This is a genomic window from Roseovarius mucosus, assembly GCF_002080415.1.
GTDB classification, from domain to species: domain Bacteria; phylum Pseudomonadota; class Alphaproteobacteria; order Rhodobacterales; family Rhodobacteraceae; genus Roseovarius; species Roseovarius mucosus_A.
On sequence record NZ_CP020474.1, the window covers coordinates 1,662,133 to 1,682,500 of the forward strand.

Sequence of the window (20,368 nt, forward strand, 5' to 3'; positions counted from 1 at the left end):
AAAAACCTCCCTTGAACAGGAGATTATGCAAAGTATTGTATTTTTGTTGCGGGAGGGCGCAGCCGCCGTAACCTACCTGTTTTGACCTGTGCGGTCTGACCAAAAAATCGCAATCGGGGCGGACAGCGGCCGCTCGCGGGTAGAGCGGCACCAAGGCGAAGTCGGCAGAACCCGCAAGTCGATGGTGTCACATTGTTGACAGAAACACCACATAAGTTCCCCGTTCATGTTGGAATGCAGTGTCCGAAAATGATCCATATCCTTGTATCTGGCCTTGTGCTATTCATCTCGATCTTTCTTTCATGGGCTCTTTTCCTCACACTGCGCCAGTCGAAGGCGGAGGCGGTGATTAAGCGCGAGCTGAAATCTCTTGAATTGGCGCCGCGTCAGATCTACGCCGATGGCGTGATTGTTATAACAAATAGAATTCCGGTATTCACAGGCGGTCGCCTGAAGACGAGGGTCGGATCTGAAACGAGCCTGGAAGCGGACCCTCTGGTGGCGCTCTTCTTGTTCGTGAACGAGTTGGGTGCCGATGCTCTTGATGGACTGACACTGGATGTGTTCCTGCGCGACCACATGAAGTCCCTGACGATCAAAAAACTGGGTCGCTTGGAGTTTTTCGTGGCAGCTGCCGAATTCGGGGACGTCGAATTCCAAAAAGCACGCCGCATCATGATCCGCAAACAGCGGGAGGCGGCCGATGCAATCCGGTCGAACTGGCGAGGGCAGGTTTCTCGGCGGGTCAAGACGATTGAGCAAGCCGCCACAGAACGGGACAGCATGATGGATCAGAAGCAAAGATGGTCGCAAGAGCGCGTTAGCCCGGTGGCAGATGCCGCTTTGACGGATTGGCTGCGCATGCAAGGCCCTGACATGTGGCATGAGGTCTGCATCACTGTCGCGTGGACGGAAAGCGGCGCGGCCGGGCTTGTGCCGTTTGTGGAATGGCTTGTGGAACAACCCGACCTTGACCGCGCGTCAGCGCTTTTGCTGCTGGCCAAGGCGGTTCTCGATGCGATCGATAGCGAACGCTATGAACAACATAACTGCGCGCGGAACCAAGCCTGGATGAAGATAATTCACGATAGGATTCTAGCGCAAAGCGACAGCCCCATGCGTTTTTCAATACCCCAAGCGGCAAAAGCTGATGTGGAGGCATTTTTCAGCTGTGGGACTAAGCTCGGATGGCCAGTCCCGGAGACCGATCTCGACCCGGCCGGGGTAAAAGCGCATCAAGCCGCATATACGCTTGTCAAAAATAGGCCGGTAGAGAGCTTCGCAGCATGGAAGGCGCGCGTTTTGACTTGAAGTGAAACAACTGTCCTGCTGCCGCATAGGTGAAGAGCGGAGTTAGTCAGAATAACGCCGGCCATTGACGCGCGATACTGTGGAAAACCTGGGTGCCAGTAGCCAGTTCAGTGGCGCTGCAATGCGACATGCTACCCGCGATGAACGGCCGCTCAGGGCCGGGCCCGTCGAACCACAGGTCGCCTTCACAAGGGGCGGAAACTGGTCATTCGCTACGTCAGACACGAACGGCAGAGAAGCGCAAAAGGTGGATTGCAGTCGTGCGCTTGAATCGCAATCTAACATTGGACGGCGGGAAGAGCGGCCCTTGACGCAGCAACAGTGAAAAGCCTTGAACCACGACCGCGATCATTTGGGATTTGCCGGGGCGGAGTGCAGGCTAGATATGCGCCATCGGAATTCTACGCTCATGCCTGAACGGCGCTCAATCAGCGTTAGCATTTCTAACGTAGCAGCAATTCCTTCGCCAATTCCGCTGCCCGCGCATAGCCGATCTCTGGAACCATTGCGGTCACGCGGGCCGTCGACCGGTCAAGATGGGCGCGGCAAGTTTCGGGGTTAGCTGTCAGTCCATCCACACAAAGCTGGGCCAGCGCCGTGGCACCCCGGGGAAGAAGTGTCAGCGCCGTGAGCAGGTTATAGGCGATGACCGGCTCAAAGGCATTGAGTTGCAACTGTCCGGCTTCGGCGGCCATTGTCACTGTCAGATCAGCCCCAAGCACCTGAAAGGCGATCTGATTGACCATCTCGGGGATGACTGGGTTCACCTTGCCGGGCATGATTGAGGATCCTGGCTGCATCGCGGGCAAGCTGATCTCTCCCAGCCCACCTCGCGGGCCCGACGACAACAGCCTAAGGTCATTGGCGATCTTCGACAGCTTTGTCGCCGTGCGTTTCAAGAGCCCCGAGAAGAGAACGAAAGCGCCGGTGTCCCACGAGCTTTCGATCAGGTCCTGAGCCGGGGTCAGCGGCAGGCCCGTCAGCCGCGCCAATTCAGGAACCACCGCAGCGCGATAGGACTCCGGTGCCAACAGGCCGGTGCCTATGGCCGTGCCGCCGAGATTGACCTCTGCGAACAGCCGAGGAATTTCGTCCAGCCGCTCGACATCTTCGCGCAGCGTGTTGGCAAAGGCGTTGAATTCTTGCCCAAGGGTCATTGGGACGGCATCCTGCAGCTGGGTGCGGCCCAGCTTTTCGATCCCCGCAAATTCGGTGCCCTTGGCCGCGAACGCCTCTGCAAGACCGGTCAGCGCAGTTTGTAGGCCGACCGTCTCGGCCATCAACGCCAGCCTGATCGCTGTCGGATAAACGTCGTTGGTGGATTGGCACAGGTTCACATGGTCATTCGGGTGCAAGACATGATACGCGCCGCGCGGATGCCCCAGGATTTCCAAAGCCCGGTTGGCCAGAACTTCGTTCATATTCATGTTCGATGACGTCCCGGCACCTCCCTGCAGGACATCGACGGGAAAATGCGCCACATGCGTGCCCCCGATCACCTCATCGGCGGCCTGCATGATGGCGCGGGCAAGCGCCGGGTCCAGCCGCCTCTGAGACCCGTTTACGGCTGCCGCAGCCCGCTTGACCTGTGCAAGCGCCCGGATCAGCGACGGGAAATGGCTGATGGGAATGCCGCTGGCGCGAAAGTTCTCGACTGCGCGCTGGGTTTGTGCGCCCCAGAGCGCGTGATCGGGGATATTGATACTCCCCAGCGAATCCTTGTCCTGCCGCATCATGCGCCTGTCGAATGGTGGAGCCAGAGCCGGACAAAGGCTGCCTCTGCAGTGTCCAGACCGCCGTTCTGTACACCAGCCCCCCAAAGGGCGGCCCCTGCCGCATAGGCACCGGGGACAAGGCCCCCGGCCTCACAGGCAGAAACGGCCCGTAAGGCACATCCACGTTGATGGGCCTCTGACAACGCCCGATAAAGCGCCGGATCGGGCGGTGCGGTTCCCGCGCCAAAAACCCGCAGCACACAGCCGTCAAGTTCGGACAAGGCAGCTGCGACCATCGCTGCCGGAATGCCCGGCGTCAGGGTCAGGATGCCAATTCGGGCCGCGCCGAACCGGCGGGCTGGAGGCAGAGACAGGGGTGCCTGCGGCACGGCGCGAAAGCTGTCGGCCCCGTGGCTGTCATGTTTCACCAAGCCCGCAGCAGGGATCAAGCGGTTGGCAAAGGCCAACCAGACGCCGGGGCCGGGTTGTGCCGACAATGCCAAATCAAGGTTCGCTTCGGCATCGCCGCCGGTGCCCAGCGGGGCCATCGCACCGCACAGGATGACCGGCGCATCCCGACCGGCCAGCGCTTGGGACAGCGCCGCGCCGGTATAGGCCATGGTGTCGGTGCCATGGGTCACGATGACTGGATCGTCAGCGGTCTCAATCAGGTCAAGCAGGCGGTTCCAGTCTGCCGCGCCAATGGCTGCGCTGTCGACCAGCGGATCAAGGACCGTGACCCGCGCCCGTTCGCCCACAGCCGCCTCGACCAACTTCATTGCGGGGACAAGGCCTTGCGGCGACGGCACCATGCCGATCGTGCCGCCAGTGTGTATCAAACGCATCAGCCCACCCAGAATGCTTTTTGCAGGTCGCCGAATTCGGATGGCGGGCCTTCGAATTTGTTGCGGCCCAGTTCGAGGACATAGACGTAATCGGCGATGCGCAGGGCGTGGCGGATTTCCTGATCGACCAGAAGGATGCCCAGATTGTCACGGTCGCGGAGATCGCGCAGCATTTGATAGACCTCTTCGGCATAGGTCTTGGACAGGCCCGCTGTGGGTTCGTCGACCAAAAGGACCTTTGGATTGCCCATCAGGGTGCGGCCGATCTCGATCATGCGTTGCTGCCCGCCCGAAAGCTGCCCCGACGGCTGGCGGCGCTTTTCCTTCAGCACCGGAAAGCGGCTGTATTGTTCGTCCAGCTTTTCCGCAATCCGGGCCTTGTCGCGGCGAAAGGTCCATGCGCCCAGCAGCAGGTTTTCCTCGACCGTCATTTCGCGGAAGATGCCGGGGTGCTGCGGGATATAGGCAAGGCCAAGGTTGATCCGTTCATGCGTCGGCACGTCGATCAGCGGCTGACCATTCAGATGGATTGTGCCGCCATTGGGGCGCAGAAAGCCATAGATTGCCTTGAGCGAGGTGGATTTGCCCACACCATTCGCGCCAAGGATGGTAAAGATCTGCCCCGGTTTCACATCAAGGTTCAGCGATGACAGGATGTTGAGGTCGCGGTAATAGCCCACGTCCATATTGCGCACTTCAAGCATGGGTTGCCTCCTGCGTCAGCAGGCCGGTGCCCGACATGTCTTCCTCGACCCCCAGATAGGCGTCGATCACGGCAGGATCATTCTTGACGATGGCGGGTGGCCCATCGGCGATCAGGTCGCCGAAGTTCAGCACCAGCAAGCGACGGCAGAGGGTAAAGATCGATTCCATCTGGTGCGAGATCAGGATGATCGCCTTGCCCTCGCCATTCACCCGCTCGATCCATTTGTAGATCGTGGCCATCAGGCTGGGATGCACGCCTGCAAAGGGTTCGTCCAGGATGTAGACATCCGGGTTCAGCATCAGCAGGCGTCCCAGTTCCAGCAGCTTCTGCTGCCCGCCCGATAGCGCGCGGCCATATTCGTTGCGCAGGTGGTCGATCGTCAGAAAGGCAAGGATTTCGTTGGCCTTTTCCTCCATCTCCTTGTGGTTTACCCGCGCATCCATGGCCATGGCGGGAACGTACAGATTTTCCAGCACGGTCATCCGCCGAAAGGCGCGCGTCACCTGAAAGGTACGCCCCAGCCCGGCGCGGGCGATTTCATAGGGGTGCAGCGGATCGATCCTTGTGCCGTTCAGGCGGATCGTGCCGCCGTCAGGCTTGATCGCGCCGTCCAGCACATTGGTCAGCGTCGTCTTGCCCGCACCGTTGGGGCCGATCAGGCCGACCAGTTCCGGCCCTTCGATGCGAAAGCTGACGCCTTTCAACACGCGATGGCTGCCGAATGTCTTGGTTATGTCTTTGACGTCAAGGGTGATCATTTCGCCTCCTCCGCTGCGCGCCGCTTGGCGACGGTTTCCGCGCCCACACCGCGCCTTTCGATCCACATCAACGCCCCTTGGATCACGCCATTGCGCAAGAACCGCAGGGTCAGCATCAAAAGCAGGCCAAAGAACACCAGCCGCCATGTCGTCATGTCGATCTCAAGGCCCAGAATGGTGAAATCGGTGCGCAGGAATTCCAGCGCGAAAGAGATCAGGATCGCGCCGACGGCTGCGGCCACCACGTTCTCAAGCCCGCCGATAACCGCCATGGCGATGACCAGCGACATTTGCAAAAGGACGATGGTGTTTGGGGTGATGAGGCCAACATAATGCCCCTGCACCGCCCCCGCCGTGGCCGCGATGGCGGCGGTCAGGACAAAGACCGCGCGTTTCCATTTGACCGTATCGACGCCAAGCGCCTCGGCCGCATCTTCATCCTCGCGCAGCGAGCGCAGGAACAGCCCGATGCACGACCGCGCGACCCATAAAAGCAGCGCAAGCGTCCCAAGGAACAGTGCCAGCATGACGTAATAGGCGGGCAGCTTGGCCGCGGGGCCATAGGTCGTGCCAAGGATAGTGATGCCATCGGGGAACAGCGGCGACATCGGCATGCCGGCCTGCCCACGGGTCAGCCAGATTTCCGCCGACAGGACCGCACGCAGGATTTCAGACAGCCCCACGGTGAACAGCGCCAGATAGGCCGCCCGCAGGCGCAGCACCAACGTGCCGATCAACCAACCCGCCCCACCACCGACGATGGCCCCAAAGGCGATTTGCAGGATCAGGGGAAAGCGGCTGACGGTTGCGCCCTCGGGCCATGTCGCGCGGGCGGCGGTCAGGCAGGCCGCAGCATCGCCGGTGCCCGATGGGGGTAGAAAAACGATGTTGGTGCCCAGAAAGCCGAATTCCGTGCAGGTGCCCGTCGGCAGAGACGTCAGAAAGACGTAGTTGTCCAGAATGCCCGCGCCGTAAGCCCCCAGTGCCATGAAGGCGAGATGGGCAAAGGAAAACTGGCCGCCATAGCCCGCCAGCAAGGCCCAACTAGACGCAAGGACGGCGTAGTAAAAGGCCGTGATCCACAGATGCATCACGAAGTCATAATTGCCTGCGGAATAGACCAGCGGGAACAGCACCAGAAGGGCCGCCGCGACATATCCGGCAATTTTGGGGGCATGGGAAATCATGCTTTCCTCCCGAAAAGACCCTGCGGGCGCAAAAGAAGGACAAGGGTCAGGATGATCATGCCATAGGCTGGCAGATAGGCCGCGGCCCGGGTCGGGTCAGGCACGCAGCCCGCGCCTGCCGCCTCGACCAGACCAAGGATCAACCCGCCGATAAAGGCTCCGGGCAAAGATCCAAGACCGCCCAGCACGATGATGACAAAGGCGCGCAACGCCGGGATGGCACCCGTTTGGGGCAGCCAGGAAAAGGCCTGCACCAGCACCGCACCCGCCAGCCCCGCCAGCATGCAACCCAACCCGAAGGCCAGCATGTTCATGCGCCCCGGATTGATGCCCGCGACCGCCGCCGCTTGCCTGTCCTGCGCGGTTGCCCGCAAGGCGCGGCCCGTCCAAGTGTTGTACAAGAACCAGATCAGCGCCAGCAGCATCACGACCGACAGGATCGCCGCCGTCAGGCGCGGAGTGGAAATCGAGATGGTGTCGAACAGCTCGATGTTGGAGCGGGTGGTTTCGATAATCGGCGCGCCTGCGGGCCATTCGCTGCGCGGCAGTTCGAAAAAGGGCGAGGCCTTGACAGGGTTTGCACCCGAAAGCCCCTGCACCAGATACTGCAGGAAAAAGGCCAGACCGAATGTGACTAGGATCGCGTATTCATTCGGGCGCTCGACCTTTCCTGCATAGATCGGCGTGAAAAAGGCCCGCTCGAACGCCGCACCGATGCCAAAGGTGACCGCACAGGCCGCAATCACGGCGGCAATAGGTCCAAGGCCGGGTGCCCAGACTTCGGTCATGTAGTAGACCACCATGCCGCCGATCATGTAGAATTCGCCATGCGAAAAGCTGACGATGCCGATGATCGAAAAGATCAGCGCCAGACCCAGCGCCATCAGCCCATAGATCGTGCCCATGATCAGCCCGTTCACCAATTGCGAGGTGACAAAGGCCCCCGAGGTGAAACAGACATTATCGGGGTCAGCCGCCCGAAAGGCGAACAGAAACACCGCTACCACTGCGATCCATGGCAGAGCCTGCCACGCGCGGGTTAGTGTCGGGGTCCGCAGGTAAAGCGGGACAAGGCCGAAAGGCCCCGTCGCCGCCCCGACCGCCACGCCGACCGTGCGGGCGGCGGTCACATCCAGATCGCGGGCCAGATAGGCGCGGTGGATGACCGCCCCGCCGATTGCGCCCCAAAGGACCATCCAGAGAATGGCCAAGGAAAAGAACCCCGGATGGTCCATCTGCTCGCCCCTCTTACTGCTGCACAGAGGCAGGCCAGATCGGCTCGCCCGTCTTGTAGACTGGTGGGAAGACATTGGGCGCATCGGCGGCCAGTTGTCCCGGTGCTTGGTATTGAACCATGGTCACAGCCGGGTTCGGGAACTGATGCCAGAAATAGTCTGGAACTCCGGCAGTGGCGGGCGGGTTGGCCGAGTTGTAGGGGAAGGTAATCTCGCCCAGAACGCCCTGATAGGTTATGTTCTCTAGCGCGGTGACGATGGCGTCGCCCTCTGTGGACCCGGCAATCTTCATGGCCTCTGCAAGGATCATGATCGAGTCATACGCCTCCATCGCGTAGGACTCGGCTGCCGATTTGCCGGTCTTGGCGGTGTAGGCCGCGACAAAGGCATTGGTCTTGTCATTGTACAGTGCGCGCGGCAGACCAACGGCATTGACAAAGCACAGGTTGCCATCAGGCACGTTCTGCCAGAAGGCCCCGGATTCCAGCGCCGCCTGATCGCAGGTGGTGGGCAGATCCTGCGGGCCAATCCCGGCCTCGGCGGATTGTTGGGTAAAGTTGTAGCTTGCCTCGCCCGTCAAGAGCTGGATGATCATATCCGGGTCTTCGGCCTTGATTCGCTCGATGATCCCAGAAAAATCCTGCGTCCCGATATCGACGGTATAGACCGACGAGGCGATGCCCGCCTTGTCCAGCCCCGCTTTGGTCTGTTCCGACGCGGGCAGGCCGTAGTCGGTGTTTTCGGCCACCATCACCACTTTTTTCACCCCAGGCACCGTGGCGGCAAAGCTCGAGAAGATTGCGGCGACTTCGGATGACAAGGGCGCAATGCGGAAGATGTGTTTCAGTCCGGCGCCGGTGATCCCGTCGTTCCAAGTCTCGGCATAGACCACGGGAATGCCCGCAGCATCGGCCACTTCCATATTTGCAAGCCCGACAGACGAATGATAGCCGCCGCCCACGGCGACAACCTGATCTTGGGCAATCAGGCGTTCCATCACGGCGCGACCACGTTCGGGCAACCCTTCGTCATCGGCCACGACAACCTGCACCTCACACCCCAGCACGCCCCCGGCTGCATTGATGTCGGCTTCGGCGATAGCCATGGCATCCCGCATCGCCTCGCCGCCAGTGACAGCACCAGGTGCCGACAAAGGAGCGGTGGCACCGATCTTGATTGGGCAGGCGGCCTGGGCGCTTGCGGCGCCCGCTGCAAGCGCAAGAGCGCTTGCCGTCAGAAGCAGTTTCTTCATACGTCGTTCTCCTGTTGAGCGGGTTAAATGACAGCGCAGTCCCTTCCCGCAAGGGAGCGCGCAACAAGCGCGTCAGCGACCAGATCGGTCACATCGACGAGCGTTTTCGAAGTTGAAACATCGGCGATCAGCGGCAGTTCGGTGCAGGCCAAAAGCAGGGTCTCGGCCTGCATCGCCTCAACAATCCGGGCAAAGCGCGGCCGCAGATCCGGATCGGCCGAGCCAAGCCGCTTCACGTCATGGATCAGATCCTGCAATACGGCGCGGTCGGCGGGGGTTTCGATTTCGACCAGCCCGGCAAGGTCTCGATAGGCCGACCATGCGCCCATTTCGGTCACAGGTGCCGCGCCCAAAAGGCCAATGCGACGAAGTCCAGAACTGGCAACCCAATCGGCGACCACGCCGGGGAAGCTGACGAATTCCGCCGGCAACTCAAGGCTGGCAATACGGGGGGCAAACCAGTTCAACGTGTTACAGGCGATTGCCCATGCGTCCGACTGCCCCGCGATGCGGGTGGCTGTGCTTTGCATCGCGTCCCAAACCGTGCCTTCATTGGCCGCAAGGTCCATCGACAGTCCAAGCTGTGGTTCGGACAACACAACCACGCGCGGCGCATCCAGATCGCCCCGGAAAGCAGGCCCCAGAGCGGCAGCGTTGCGACGCAGGATCTTGGCCCAAAGGTCAATTCCTGCTTCGGGGCCCGAGCCCGCGACAATCCCAATTGTGGCGCGACACGCCGCGACGCGGGCAGTTCTGTCCATGAATCACATCCCCGAGGGTTGGGGTCTGATGCCCCTTGATGCACAGACTGGGGTCAGGCCATGCCGCTTGACAATTTCGCAAATCGTTGCATTTTGGTGCATTGCGGTGCAGAAACAGGGCCAATTAGCATCATGTCCGACCTGTCTACAAATCTGCGCCTGCTGTGCAGCTATCGACCGTCCATCTCGACGGTGGCCCGGGATATCGGGTTGAACCGCAGTCAGCTTAATCGCTATCTGGCGGGAAGTTCCTCTCCACGCACCGCGCTTTTGCGGCGGATTTGCGATTACTTCGGTGTAGAGGAATATGAGATCCGGCTGCCACCGCCCGATTTTGCGGCCATCGTGAAGTTGCGCGGCCTGTCGTCGGACAATTTTTCACGCGTTTTGCGGATGCATTTCGACCGCATTCTTGCGCGCAATGACCCCCGCATCTTTCAGCTTTCGGGAAGCTTCTTCGAATATTACTGGTCGATGTCTACGCCGGGGATGGTCATTCGTTCGCTGGTGAGTTTTGCACCCGAGGGAGAGCATCTGTTCTACAGCCGTCTTGAGCGTATCGGCGACCCCAAGACCGTCGTCACCCGACATTTCCGCTATCAGGGCCTTGCCCTTATGACGGGCGACAGGGTGTTCATGAACGATTATGAAACCGGCGCCGGGATCGAGGTGACGCAGACCGTGCTCTACCCCGACTACAGCTTTCGCTGGCGGGTGCTGCACGGGGTGAAGGTCGGCGTCTCGGCCAATCGCGATCACGTGCCATGCGCCGTGCGCACGTATCTGGAGCGCACGCCGCCCCGCGCGAGCCTGATTGCCAACCTGCGCCGGGTCGGGCTCTTGGCCCCGGATGATCCTGATCTTCCTGGACATATTCTGCCGATGATCGACAACCGTACTTCGGGGCCCTTCGGGTTTCAGGCGCATAACCCCTCGGTCCCGTAGGTTTATCCGTCGCCTTTCCACTATCGGTGCCAAAGAGCGTGGACAAAGAAGTGCCGAAGGTTCTTTTGGCCCATGCCCGATCAGTGATCAGTGCGGGAGGCCTTCAGGGGCGCAGCTCTCACGTCGAGCGGCTGGTATGGGGGAAGGCGAGAGAAACACATCTCGGGTTCGAGCGGCCGCTCAGGGCTGGAAGCGGTTAAGCGGCGCGGACTCGGACCGACGATGTTAACGGTGACGTCCTCCATTTGGGGCACGCTGCGTTGCCGCTTGGCTGATTGCGGGCCCTATATCTGCTTCCCAAGGATCACCGGACGGGGTAGGCAGTCCGATCCTTGAAGGTTTGGGAAAGATCATGGCGCAGAATGCCACCATTTACAAAATTGAACTGTCGGTCTCTGACATGGATCGCCACTATTACGAGACCCATAAACTGACCGTTGCAAAACACCCCTCGGAGACGGACGAGCGACTGATGGTGCGCATCGTCGCCTTCGCGCTGAATGCCCACGAGCATCTGGAAATGACCAAGGGACTTTCGACGGACGACGAGCCTGACATCTGGCAGAAGAGTCTGAGTGGCGAGATCAATTTGTGCGTGGCACTTGGGCTTCCAAGCGAGAAAGTCATGCGGCAGTCCTGCAACAAGGCCGCAAAGGTGATTGTCTACCCCTATGGCGGCAGAATTGCCGAAATGTGGTGGGACAAGGTCAAGAACGGCACCACTCGTTTCGACAATCTCCGTGTCGTCAATTTCTCGGAGGCCGATACGGCCACATTGGCAAAACTGGCCAACCGCGCGATGAAACTCCAGGTCAATATTCAGGACGGGGATGTAATGGTCAGCGTCGATGATCGTGTCGTCTACGTCACGCCCGACACATGGAAGGACGTAACATAGGTTGCCGTAACTGTCGCATACTGGACCGGAGGCGCCCGAATTGAACACAGTTAACTCCAGCGCGCCAATGTCCGCACCGGGTAAGCTGCACCACAGCGCCGATCACGGTGACAGACGGCGGCTTTGGGCCCAGGCTGTGTGGAAACTCTCGCGCTACGAGCGGCTTGCGATGTGTTGGTTTCGTAGCAGGCCTTTTGGCCTGATCGGGTTCATGCAATCCGCCGGTGGCGCGGATATTGCGCCGATGAGGGCAGTTTGGCCGGTTTGGGGGAGCAATGTTTCCCCTTTCAGGCCGGCATCGCCGCCATCAGACGCTTGATCCCGACCAAGGCAACCATGCACTTGATGTTGTAGGCTAGCACGTTCAGCGCCATCTCGGTGCGCACGTTTTTCAGGCGGCGCATCAGGAAATGGGTTGTCCTCATCCAGGCCTTGATCGTCCCGAAAGGATGCTCGACCGTGCTGCGGCGCAGGGTGACGTTGCCCCCTGCATCTAATCCAGTTTGAGATAGACTCTGGCCCAACCGAAAGGACCAGAGATGAAGCGCAGCAGATTTACCGAAGATCAGATCATTGGCGTCCTGAAAGAGCATGAGGCTGGTATTTCCGTGGCCGATCTGTGCCGCAAGCACGGTGTCAGCGATGCAATTGTCTATAAATGGAAAGCCAAGTATGGCGGCATGGATGTCAGTGAGGCGAAGCGTCTGAAGGCGCTTGAGGATGAGAACGGGAAGCTGAAGAAGCTGCTCGCCGACGCCATGTTGGACAACTCGGCTCTGAAAGACTTGCTCGAAAAAAAATGGTGACGCCCGCTGCGAAGCGGCAAGCGGTCGCGCATCTTGTGGAAGGCCACGGGATGAGCGAACGGCGGGCGTGTCGCGTCATCGGCTGCTGCAGGATGACAATGCGCTATGAGGCGATCCGGCAGGATGATCCCGCGCTGCGGGAGAGGCTGAAGGAACTGGCACGAGTTCGCCGCAGGTTCGGCTATCGGCGTCTGCATGTGTTTTTGCGGCGTGAGGGCCATGAGGTCAATCACAAGCGGCTGTTCCGCATCTACCGCGAAGAGCGGCTGCATGTGCGCCGTCGCGGTGGGCGCAAACGTGCCATGGGAACACGGGCCCCGATGGTGTTGCCGCTGATGCCGAACCAGCGCTGGTCGTTGGACTTCGTATCCGATCAACTGACGGATGGCCGCCGGTTCAGACTCCTAACCGTGGTCGATGACTGCACCCGCGAATGCCTCGCGCTCATCGCCGACACTTCGCTGTCCGGGGCCAGAGTGGCGCGTGAACTGGCGACGCTGTTCGAGGCCCGTGGAAAGCCCGGAACAGTGGTCAGCGACAATGGGGCCGAGTTCACCTCGAACGCGATCCTGACCTTCACCGATGACCGCAAGATCGACTGGCATTACATCGCGCCAGGCAAGCCGACCCAGAATGCCTTCATCGAAAGCTTCAACGGTCGACTACGCGATGAGCTGCTGAACGAGATCCTGTTTCCGTCCCTGAACCATGCTCGCGTCACGCTGGCCGCCTGGCGCAAGGACTAGAACACCGAACGCCCCCATTCCCGCCTCGGCTGGCAAACGCCCGCCGAGTTCGCGCAGACCTTCACCCCGTGTTGATTGCCACTGAGAATTGACCCGGCATTGTCACCGAGAACTGACCCGCCCAGTGGTTATGTTCTGCGTATCATGATGGCGTCAATGCTGGTGTTTCCTTCCGTTTCTTTTTCGCTGTTTCTGAGCTGGCCTTGAAGCGGTAGCTGTCATTGCCGGTCTCCAGAATGTGGCAGCGGTGGGTGAGGCGATCGAGCAGCGCGGTGGTCATTTTGGCGTCACCAAAGACCGTAGCCCACTCGGCGAAGCTCAGGTTGGTGGTTATGATGACGCTGGTGCGCTCGTAGAGTTTGCTCAGAAGATGGAAGAGCAAGGCCCCGCCGGAGGCACTGAACGGCAAATATCCCAACTCATCGAGGATCACGAGGTCGGTTTTGACCAGCGCCTCGGCAATCTTTCCGGCCTTGCCCTGAGCCTTTTCCTGCTCCAGGGCATTAACCAACTCGACCGTTGAGAAGAAGCGCACGCGCTTGCGGTGATGTTCGATGGCTTGGATGCCGAGGGCCGTAGCCACATGCGATTTCCCCGTGCCGGGACCGCCGATCAGGACCACATTTTCAGCGGCATCCATGAACTCGCATCGATGGAGCTGGCGGACCAGAGCTTCCCGCATTTCACTGGCCGCGAAGTCGAAGGCGGACAAGTCCTTGTATGCCGGGAAGCGGGCAGCCTTCATGTGATAGGCGATCGAGCGCACCTCCCGCTCGGCCATTTCGGCCTTGAGCAGTTGCGACAGGATCGGCATGGCGGACACGAACGCGGGCGACCCTTGCTCGATGAGATCGCCCACGGCCTGCGCCATCCCGGGCATTTTGAGGCTACGCAGCATGATGACGATGGCTGCTCCGGCGGGATCATGACGCATGGCGCGTGCCTCCCTTATTCTGAGCCTGTCGCAGTCCGTCATAGCGTGCAACATTGGCCTCAGGTTCCTTGCTCAGAGAGAGGGCCGACGGCGGCGTTATATCGGGCTGGTCGGTCGGTTTTCCGTCTACCAACCTGTGGAGCAGGTTCAGCACATGGGTCTTTGTGGGCACGCCGGCCTCCAGAGCCATTTCCACTGCGCGAAGCACAGACTGCTCGTCATGGTGCAGAACAAGCGACAAAATATCGACCATCTCACGGTCCCCACCAGGCCTGCGCAGCATCTGTCCCTGCAACTTGCGGAAGGCCTCTGGCATCTCGGCAAAGGGTGCCCCATTGCGCAGCGCCCCGGGTTTGCGCTGGACCACGGCCAGATAATGGCGCCAGTCATAGATGACGCGCCCAGGCTGGCGGTGCGACCGGTCGATGATGCGCTCATGCGTGCAAATCACATGCCCCTCGGCGACAACTATCAACCGCTCAGGGTAAATGCGCAGACTGACAGGGCGGTTCGCAAAACTGGCGGGCACAGAATAACGGGTGCGATCAAAGGTGATCAGGCAGGTCGGCGAGACGCGCTTTCTTTCCTCGACAAAACCATCGAACATTGTGGGGAGCGGCATAAGCGCAGGCTTCTCAGCCTCCCACACATCGGCGATGCTTCCAGGCAACCTGCCATGGGCCGTCTCAGCCCACAGCAGCTTGCAGCGCTCTTCCAGCCAGTCATTCAGCGCGCCCAGATCCGGAAAGGTCGGCATCAGCTGCCACATGCGATGGCGCGCGTCGCGCACATTCTTCTCGACCTGCCCTTTCTCCCATCCTGCGGCCGGGTTACAGAACTCGGGATCGAAGACATAATGACTGGTCATCGCCGTGAACCGCGCATTCACATCGCGCTTCTTACCAAGTCCAACTTTGTCGACGGCGGTCTTCATATTGTCATAGATGCCGCGGCCCGGGACGCCTTCGAAGACGCGGAACGCATGCCAATGCGCGTCAAACAGCATCTCATGTGTTTGCAGCAAATACGCCCGAACCAGAAAGGCGCGGCTGTGGGATAGCTTGATATGCGCGACCTGTAGTTTGATGCGCTCAGCCCCGACATAGGCCCAGTCCTCGCTCCAGTCGAATTGGAACGCCTCGCCAGGTGCAAACACCAGCGGCACGAAAGTTCCCCGATCCGTCGTGTGATGCGCGCGCTGCCGTTCGCCTTTCCATTGGCGAACGAAGGCTGCAACGCGCTCGTAGGAGCCGTCATATCCAAGCTTTACCAGATCGGCGTGCATCAGCTTCGCCGTCCGGCGTTCTTTGCGTGATTTGCGCTGGTCGGTCGTGAGCCATGCTGTCAGTTGCTTGGCATAGGGATCCAGCTTGCTCGGACGATCCGGCGTCTGAAACGCAGGCTCAACAATCCCCTCCCGCAAATACTTCTTGATTGTGTTACGCGATATGCCCGTGCGCCGAGCAATCTCGCGAATGGGCATCTTGTCTCGCAGCGCCCATGTCCTGATAACCTTCAAAAATCCCATGTCGATCACTCCAAATGCCCCCAGCTGGTTCAAGCCGGGGCAAGGTTGCACATGGGTCAATTCTCAGTGACAATTTTAGCCTTTGCCGGGTCAATTCTCAGTGGCAATCAACAGATCATCGGGCCTGGATCGAGACCCAGCTGTCCACTCCTTTCGAGGGGCAGACGGTCGTTGTGACCCATCATTGCCCCCACCCCGATCTGATCGGCGAGACGCCCTGTGATCTCGATGGGGTCTACGGCTCTGACCTGCGCGCGATGATTGATCGGTTCCAGCCCGATGTCTGGCTCTTCGGACATACGCACCATGCGGCCGAGATACGCCAAGGCCGAACCCGGATCCGCAATGTCTCGCTGGGCTATCCAGGGCAAGTTGCACCCGGCGATGAGGCGGAGCGGCTGAGGTGCGGGATTGTCGATCTGGAGCGATTGAGGGACGAGCCGACATAACGGTCAGGCCAAGTTCTTCGATCCGCAACAAGACGGTGCTCTGAATTAGAAGATGGACCGCGTTTTTTGTTCTTGGGGTTGTTCAGGTGGTTTTGGTTTTTCGGTTTTTTTGGTTGTTCGGTTTTTGCGGAAGGGAGAGGGTTTTTCCGTTCTTGCAAAGACAGGATGAAGTTGTTTTCAGTTTCTTTGTTTCAGGGCAGGACAGAAAATACGGATTTTTGGTCTTTTTAAGTTTTTTCTTTTTCTCGGTTATTTCTTTGCCTCGTTTTCAAAGCAAAGTTTGCACCACAGTTTTTCCAACCCATTGGTTATCCACAGTATTTCAACACCCACCCGCAATTTGATACTCTTTCCTCCGATCCCTGAGGCTCGCCATGCTTTATATTGATCTCAACACCGCCGGACAGATTTCCGGCCGGATCAACATCAAGATACCCCGCCTGAGCCAGATTCAGGACGGGCAGGAGCACTCGGCCAATGGCACGGGACCGGAAGAGATATGCGCAAAAGGCGGGGCTGCCAGCAATGGCATTGCCGCCGGGTGCCAGATCATCGTCCGCCACGCCCCCTCCGAACGACCCTATTGCCATGCCCCAAAGTGCCCCGCATGCTTGCCTTGTTCAGCTCGTGCGCTTGTTGGCACGGCAGGCAGCACTAGCGGATATCGCAGATCAACGCGCCAAAGCGGAGGACTAAACTGATGCCCCCAAAGACACTCCGCGCGGCCACCTATGCCCGGTATTCCACCGACCTGCAGTCCAATGCCTCGATCGAGGATCAGCAGCGCGTTTGCCAGCGGCTGATCACCGATCGGGGTTGGATGCTGGCGCTGGCCTATTCTGATGCAGGCATTTCCGGCGTCTCGCTGATGCGGCCCGGCTATCAGCGCCTGCTCGAGGATGCGCGCAACGGCAAGGTTGATGTGGTCGTCTCAGAAGGCCTCGACCGGATCAGCCGGGATCAGGAACACATTGCCGCCTTCTACAAGCAGATGAAGTATCTTGGCATTCCGGTTGTGACGGTCGCGGAAGGAGAGATCAGCGAGATCCATATCGGCCTGAAGGGCACGATGTCGGCGTTGTTTATCAAAGACCTCGCCCAAAAGACCCACCGCGGTTTGGAAGGGCGCGCCCGCAAGGGCAAATCGGCGGGCGGGATCAGCTACGGCTATAGCGTAACACGCGCCTTTAAAGCAGACGGCACGCCGGTGACAGGCGAGCGCGATATCATCCCCGAAGAAGCCGCAATCGTCGCACGGATCTTTCGGGAGTATGATGCCGGTCATTCGGCCCGTGCCATTGCGGCCAGGCTGAACGAGGAGGGCATTTCCAGTCCCAGAAGCAATAGGGGCTCTGGCACCTGGGGGCCATCGACGATTTCAGGGAACTGGAAGCGGGGCACCGGGATCCTGAACAACGAGCTTTATATCGGGCGGCTGATCTGGGACCGGCTCAACTATGCTAAGAACCCCGAGACACAAAGGCGGCAATCACGGCTGAACGACGTAGAGGGGCTGGTCAATGAGGCGGTCCCCCATTTGCAGATCGTCGACGATGCGCTGTGGCAGCGGGTCAAGGCGCGGCAGGCCGCCATCCGCGAGGATATGAACCCGGCCGGCGTCAAGGGCGGGAATACCCGGCCCGAGAATGCCCGTCGCCCGAGCTACCTGTTTTCTGGTCTTCTGGTCTGCGGCTGTTGTGGGGCCAGCTACACACTCATCAATAAAACCCGCTACGGCTGCGCCGGGGCCCGCAACAAGGGCGAGGCGATTTGCACCAACCGCGCCACAATCCTGCGCGAAGTGGTCGAGGACCGCGTGCTCACCGGCCTGCGCGACAGCCTGCTGCGGCCTGAGTTGATTGCAACCTTCGTCGAGGACTACCGGCGCGCCTTCAATGCGGAAGCCGCCGGCGCGGATGCCGCCAGGGAAAAGGCCCGCCGCGACCTCGGCCAGATCGACAAGAAGATCAGGGGCATTCTGGCAGCCATCGAGGACGGGCTGTATCAGCCGAGCATGAAGGACCGGATGGCCGAGCTGGAGGCGGAGAAAGCCACGTTGCAACGCTCTCTGGAGCAAAGCCCCGAGCCCCCTGCCCTGCGGCTGCACCCGAGTCTGTCGGACCTTTACCGGAGCAAGATTCGCAATCTGTCATCGGCATTGCAAGACCCCGGTCTCAAGATGGAGGCGACGGAAGCTCTGCGCGGCTTGATATCGGAGATCCGGATGGTGCCTGCCTCTGACGCGCTGAACGGGCATCGCATTGAACTTGCGGGAGAATTGGCGGGGATTTTGTCTTTGGGGGATGTGGAAACGACAAAGCCCGCGCTTTTTGCACGGGCTGGGTCGGAAACGGTGGTTGCGGGAGTAGGATTTGAACCTACGACCTTCAGGTTATGAGCCTGACGAGCTACCGGGCTGCTCCATCCCGCGACGGTGTATAGTCCTGATTGGTATTGGTTTTCGGACTATTTTAGGCGCATGTTTATGCGCTGTTTTTTGACGCCTATTTTATGGGAATAGGGTTTGATCGTTTTTGAGAGATACATGAGTTTTACGAGGCTTTTACCAGGTTTGGCAGCGACCTACTCTCCCACGTCTTGAGACGCAGTACCATTGGCGCGACAGCGCTTAACGGCCGGGTTCGGGATGGGACCGGGTGTTTCGCTTGTGCTATGGCCACCAAACCGGGAAAAAGCCTCGTTATGTGTGTCCTACCGCCCGGAGGGCTACTTGAGGACATTTTTTGTCCTATCGCCTATCGGCTAGTTGAGGACGGGTATCTCCAACCGTCTTGCTCCGGTTGGGGATTGGTTTCCAAGTCAGTACTCTGTGTTTTGTGTATGCTTTTGATTTGTTCTGTAACAGTCTTGCTATTACTGGATCAAATCAAGCCTATCGGGCCATTAGTACCGGTCAACTGAACGCATTGCTGCGCTTACATCTCCGGCCTATCGACGTGGTGGTCTACCACGGCCCTCAGGGATACCTTGTTTTGAGGGGGGCTTCCCGCTTAGATGCCTTCAGCGGTTATCCTGTCCGAACATAGCTACCCTGCACTGCGGCTGGCGCCACAACAGGTCCACCAGTGGTTCGTTCACCCCGGTCCTCTCGTACTAGGGGCAACTCCTCTCAAGTATCCTACACCCACGGCAGATAGGGACCGAACTGTCTCACGACGTTCTAAACCCAGCTCACGTACCTCTTTAAACGGCGAACAGCCGTACCCTTGGGACCTGCTCCAGCCCCAGGATGAGATGAGCCGACATCGAGGTGCCAAACACTGCCGTCGATATGGACTCTTGGGCAGTATCAGCCTGTTATCCCCGGCGTACCTTTTATCCGTTGAGCGATGGCCCTCCCACTTGGGACCACCGGATCACTATGGCCGTCTTTCGACTCTGCTCGACTTGTCAGTCTCGCAGTCAGGCTGGCTTCTGCCATTGCACTCAACGAGCGATTTCCGACCGCTCTGAGCCAACCTTCGCGCGCCTCCGTTACGCTTTAGGAGGCGACCGCCCCAGTCAAACTACCCACCACGCAGGGTCCCGGACCCGGATAACGGGCCGCGGTTAGACATCAAGAGTGCGAAGGGTGGTATCTCAAGGGAGGCTCCACAGGGACTAGCGTCCCTGCTTCAAAGCCTACCACCTATCCTGCACATCACAATCCTGATGCCAGTGCGAAGCTATAGTAAAGGTGCACGGGGTCTTTCCGTCTAACCGCGGGAAGCCTGCATCTTGACAGGCAATTCAATTTCGCTGAGTCTATGTTGGAGACAGCGGGGAAGTCGTTACGCCATTCGTGCAGGTCGGAACTTACCCGACAAGGAATTTCGCTACCTTAGGACCGTTATAGTTACGGCCGCCGTTTACCTGGGCTTCAATTCAGAGCTCTCACCCCTCCTTTTAACCTTCAGGCACCGGGCAGGCGTCAGACCCTATACGTCGTCTTGCGACTTCGCAGAGCCCTGTGTTTTTAGTAAACAGTCGCCACCCCCTGGTTTGTGCCCCCAGCCTCTAGTTGCCTAGAAACCGGGCCTCCTTCTCGCGAACTTACGGAGGTATTTTGCCGAGTTCCTTCAACATAGTTCTCTCAAGCGCCTTGGTATTCTCTACCAGTCCACCTGTGTCGGTTTCGGGTACGATCTAGCGATGGAGCTATTTCCAGGAACCTCTGAGCGGCCCGTTCAATCCGATAAGAACGAACAACCTTTGAGATCCGTCACTTCCATCTGGCCCAGGAATATTAACCTGGTTCCCATCGACTACGCCTTTCGGCCTCGCCTTAGGGG

The 20,368-nt window shown here is 59.5% G+C and carries 16 protein-coding genes, 1 tRNA gene, 2 rRNA genes and 2 pseudogenes (1 of these 21 cut by a window edge); 7 read left to right on the plus strand and 14 right to left on the minus strand.

Features of this window, described 5'->3' with window-relative positions:
- Nucleotides 1-249: 249 nt before the first annotated feature.
- On the plus strand, nt 250-1,311 hold the full coding sequence (locus tag ROSMUCSMR3_RS08070) for a hypothetical protein (RefSeq protein WP_081506999.1): 1,062 nt from the start codon (nt 250-252) through the stop codon (nt 1,309-1,311).
- Nucleotides 1,312-1,754: 443 nt separating this feature from the next.
- Here ROSMUCSMR3_RS08070 and ROSMUCSMR3_RS08075 read toward each other — a convergent pair whose 3' ends face one another.
- The 8 genes from ROSMUCSMR3_RS08075 to ROSMUCSMR3_RS08110 are packed head-to-tail and all read right to left on the minus strand — an operon-like array spanning nt 1,755 to nt 9,770.
- On the minus strand, nt 1,755-3,047 hold the full coding sequence (locus tag ROSMUCSMR3_RS08075; protein ID WP_081507000.1) for an aspartate ammonia-lyase: 1,293 nt from the start codon (nt 3,045-3,047) through the stop codon (nt 1,755-1,757).
- Nucleotides 3,044-3,871, minus strand: coding sequence for an asparaginase (locus tag ROSMUCSMR3_RS08080; RefSeq protein WP_081507001.1), 828 nt, complete (start codon nt 3,869-3,871; stop codon nt 3,044-3,046). The genes ROSMUCSMR3_RS08075 and ROSMUCSMR3_RS08080 overlap by 4 nt, the downstream gene beginning before the upstream one ends.
- Nucleotides 3,871-4,575, minus strand: a complete 705-nt coding sequence (locus ROSMUCSMR3_RS08085; protein ID WP_081507002.1) for an ABC transporter ATP-binding protein — start codon at nt 4,573-4,575, stop codon at nt 3,871-3,873. The genes ROSMUCSMR3_RS08080 and ROSMUCSMR3_RS08085 overlap by 1 nt, the downstream gene beginning before the upstream one ends.
- Nucleotides 4,568-5,335, minus strand: coding sequence for an ABC transporter ATP-binding protein (locus tag ROSMUCSMR3_RS08090; protein ID WP_081507003.1), 768 nt, complete (start codon nt 5,333-5,335; stop codon nt 4,568-4,570). The genes ROSMUCSMR3_RS08085 and ROSMUCSMR3_RS08090 overlap by 8 nt, the downstream gene beginning before the upstream one ends.
- Nucleotides 5,332-6,522, minus strand: coding sequence for a branched-chain amino acid ABC transporter permease (locus ROSMUCSMR3_RS08095; protein ID WP_081507004.1), 1,191 nt, complete (start codon nt 6,520-6,522; stop codon nt 5,332-5,334). The genes ROSMUCSMR3_RS08090 and ROSMUCSMR3_RS08095 overlap by 4 nt, the downstream gene beginning before the upstream one ends.
- The gene (locus ROSMUCSMR3_RS08100; protein ID WP_008282155.1) at nt 6,519-7,757 is read right to left on the minus strand and encodes a branched-chain amino acid ABC transporter permease; all 1,239 of its coding nucleotides are present in this window, start codon (nt 7,755-7,757) and stop codon (nt 6,519-6,521) included. Before ROSMUCSMR3_RS08100 ends, ROSMUCSMR3_RS08095 begins: the two co-directional genes overlap by 4 nt.
- A gap of 13 nt (nt 7,758-7,770) precedes the next feature.
- Nucleotides 7,771-9,009 (minus strand): ABC transporter substrate-binding protein, encoded by a 1,239-nt coding sequence (locus tag ROSMUCSMR3_RS08105; RefSeq protein ID WP_081507005.1) that lies wholly within the window; start codon nt 9,007-9,009, stop codon nt 7,771-7,773.
- A 23-nt stretch (nt 9,010-9,032) separates the two neighbouring features.
- The gene (locus ROSMUCSMR3_RS08110; RefSeq protein WP_081507006.1) at nt 9,033-9,770 is read right to left on the minus strand and encodes an aspartate/glutamate racemase family protein; all 738 of its coding nucleotides are present in this window, start codon (nt 9,768-9,770) and stop codon (nt 9,033-9,035) included.
- A 132-nt stretch (nt 9,771-9,902) separates the two neighbouring features.
- Here ROSMUCSMR3_RS08110 and ROSMUCSMR3_RS08115 point away from each other — a divergent pair, with 132 nt between their 5' ends.
- Together ROSMUCSMR3_RS08115 and ROSMUCSMR3_RS08120 are read left to right on the plus strand one after the other, a co-directional pair.
- Nucleotides 9,903-10,715, plus strand: a complete 813-nt coding sequence (locus ROSMUCSMR3_RS08115) for a helix-turn-helix domain-containing protein (RefSeq protein ID WP_037298396.1) — start codon at nt 9,903-9,905, stop codon at nt 10,713-10,715.
- A 352-nt stretch (nt 10,716-11,067) separates the two neighbouring features.
- Nucleotides 11,068-11,613 carry a YaeQ family protein gene (locus tag ROSMUCSMR3_RS08120; protein ID WP_081507007.1) on the plus strand — a complete coding sequence of 182 codons (546 nt, stop codon included), beginning with the start codon at nt 11,068-11,070 and terminating at the stop codon, nt 11,611-11,613.
- 287 nt (nt 11,614-11,900) lie between these two features.
- On the opposite strand, the pseudogene ROSMUCSMR3_RS08125 reads toward ROSMUCSMR3_RS08120, so the two are convergent.
- Nucleotides 11,901-12,092 (minus strand): annotated as a pseudogene (locus tag ROSMUCSMR3_RS08125) (transposase); the annotation flags it as partial.
- A gap of 60 nt (nt 12,093-12,152) precedes the next feature.
- Between ROSMUCSMR3_RS08125 and ROSMUCSMR3_RS21850 the strand changes: the two are divergent.
- Together ROSMUCSMR3_RS21850 and ROSMUCSMR3_RS08130 are read left to right on the plus strand one after the other, a co-directional pair.
- A complete protein-coding gene (locus ROSMUCSMR3_RS21850; protein WP_335743534.1) occupies nt 12,153-12,419 on the plus strand; it encodes a transposase in 267 nt (88 codons plus the stop codon).
- Nucleotides 12,404-13,165, plus strand: a pseudogene (locus tag ROSMUCSMR3_RS08130) (IS3 family transposase); the annotation flags it as partial. The gene ROSMUCSMR3_RS21850 and the pseudogene ROSMUCSMR3_RS08130, both read left to right, overlap by 16 nt.
- A gap of 142 nt (nt 13,166-13,307) precedes the next feature.
- Here the strand turns inward: ROSMUCSMR3_RS08130 and istB are convergent.
- Both istB and istA read right to left on the minus strand, forming a co-directional pair.
- Nucleotides 13,308-14,099: an IS21-like element helper ATPase IstB gene (gene istB, locus ROSMUCSMR3_RS08135; protein ID WP_081507008.1), complete on the minus strand. Its 792-nt coding sequence runs from the start codon at nt 14,097-14,099 to the stop codon at nt 13,308-13,310.
- Nucleotides 14,089-15,627 carry an IS21 family transposase gene (gene istA, locus ROSMUCSMR3_RS08140; RefSeq protein WP_081508579.1) on the minus strand — a complete coding sequence of 513 codons (1,539 nt, stop codon included), beginning with the start codon at nt 15,625-15,627 and terminating at the stop codon, nt 14,089-14,091. Before istA ends, istB begins: the two co-directional genes overlap by 11 nt.
- Before the next feature lie 173 nt (nt 15,628-15,800).
- On the opposite strand from istA, the gene ROSMUCSMR3_RS21120 reads away from it, so the two are divergent.
- Together ROSMUCSMR3_RS21120 and ROSMUCSMR3_RS08150 are read left to right on the plus strand one after the other, a co-directional pair.
- A complete protein-coding gene (locus ROSMUCSMR3_RS21120) occupies nt 15,801-16,076 on the plus strand; it encodes a hypothetical protein (RefSeq protein WP_157667279.1) in 276 nt (91 codons plus the stop codon).
- A 700-nt stretch (nt 16,077-16,776) separates the two neighbouring features.
- On the plus strand, nt 16,777-18,474 hold the full coding sequence (locus tag ROSMUCSMR3_RS08150; RefSeq protein ID WP_081508568.1) for a recombinase family protein: 1,698 nt from the start codon (nt 16,777-16,779) through the stop codon (nt 18,472-18,474).
- Here ROSMUCSMR3_RS08150 and ROSMUCSMR3_RS08155 read toward each other — a convergent pair.
- The 3 genes from ROSMUCSMR3_RS08155 to ROSMUCSMR3_RS08165 all read right to left on the minus strand — a co-directional run.
- Nucleotides 18,431-18,507: transfer RNA gene (locus ROSMUCSMR3_RS08155), tRNA-Met, on the minus strand. The two genes, ROSMUCSMR3_RS08150 and ROSMUCSMR3_RS08155, sit on opposite strands and share 44 nt — an antisense overlap.
- Nucleotides 18,508-18,646: 139 nt before the next feature.
- Nucleotides 18,647-18,761, minus strand: a 5S ribosomal RNA gene (rrf, locus tag ROSMUCSMR3_RS08160).
- 198 nt (nt 18,762-18,959) lie between these two features.
- Nucleotides 18,960-20,368 (minus strand): 23S ribosomal RNA (locus ROSMUCSMR3_RS08165) (it continues 1,421 nt past the right edge of the window).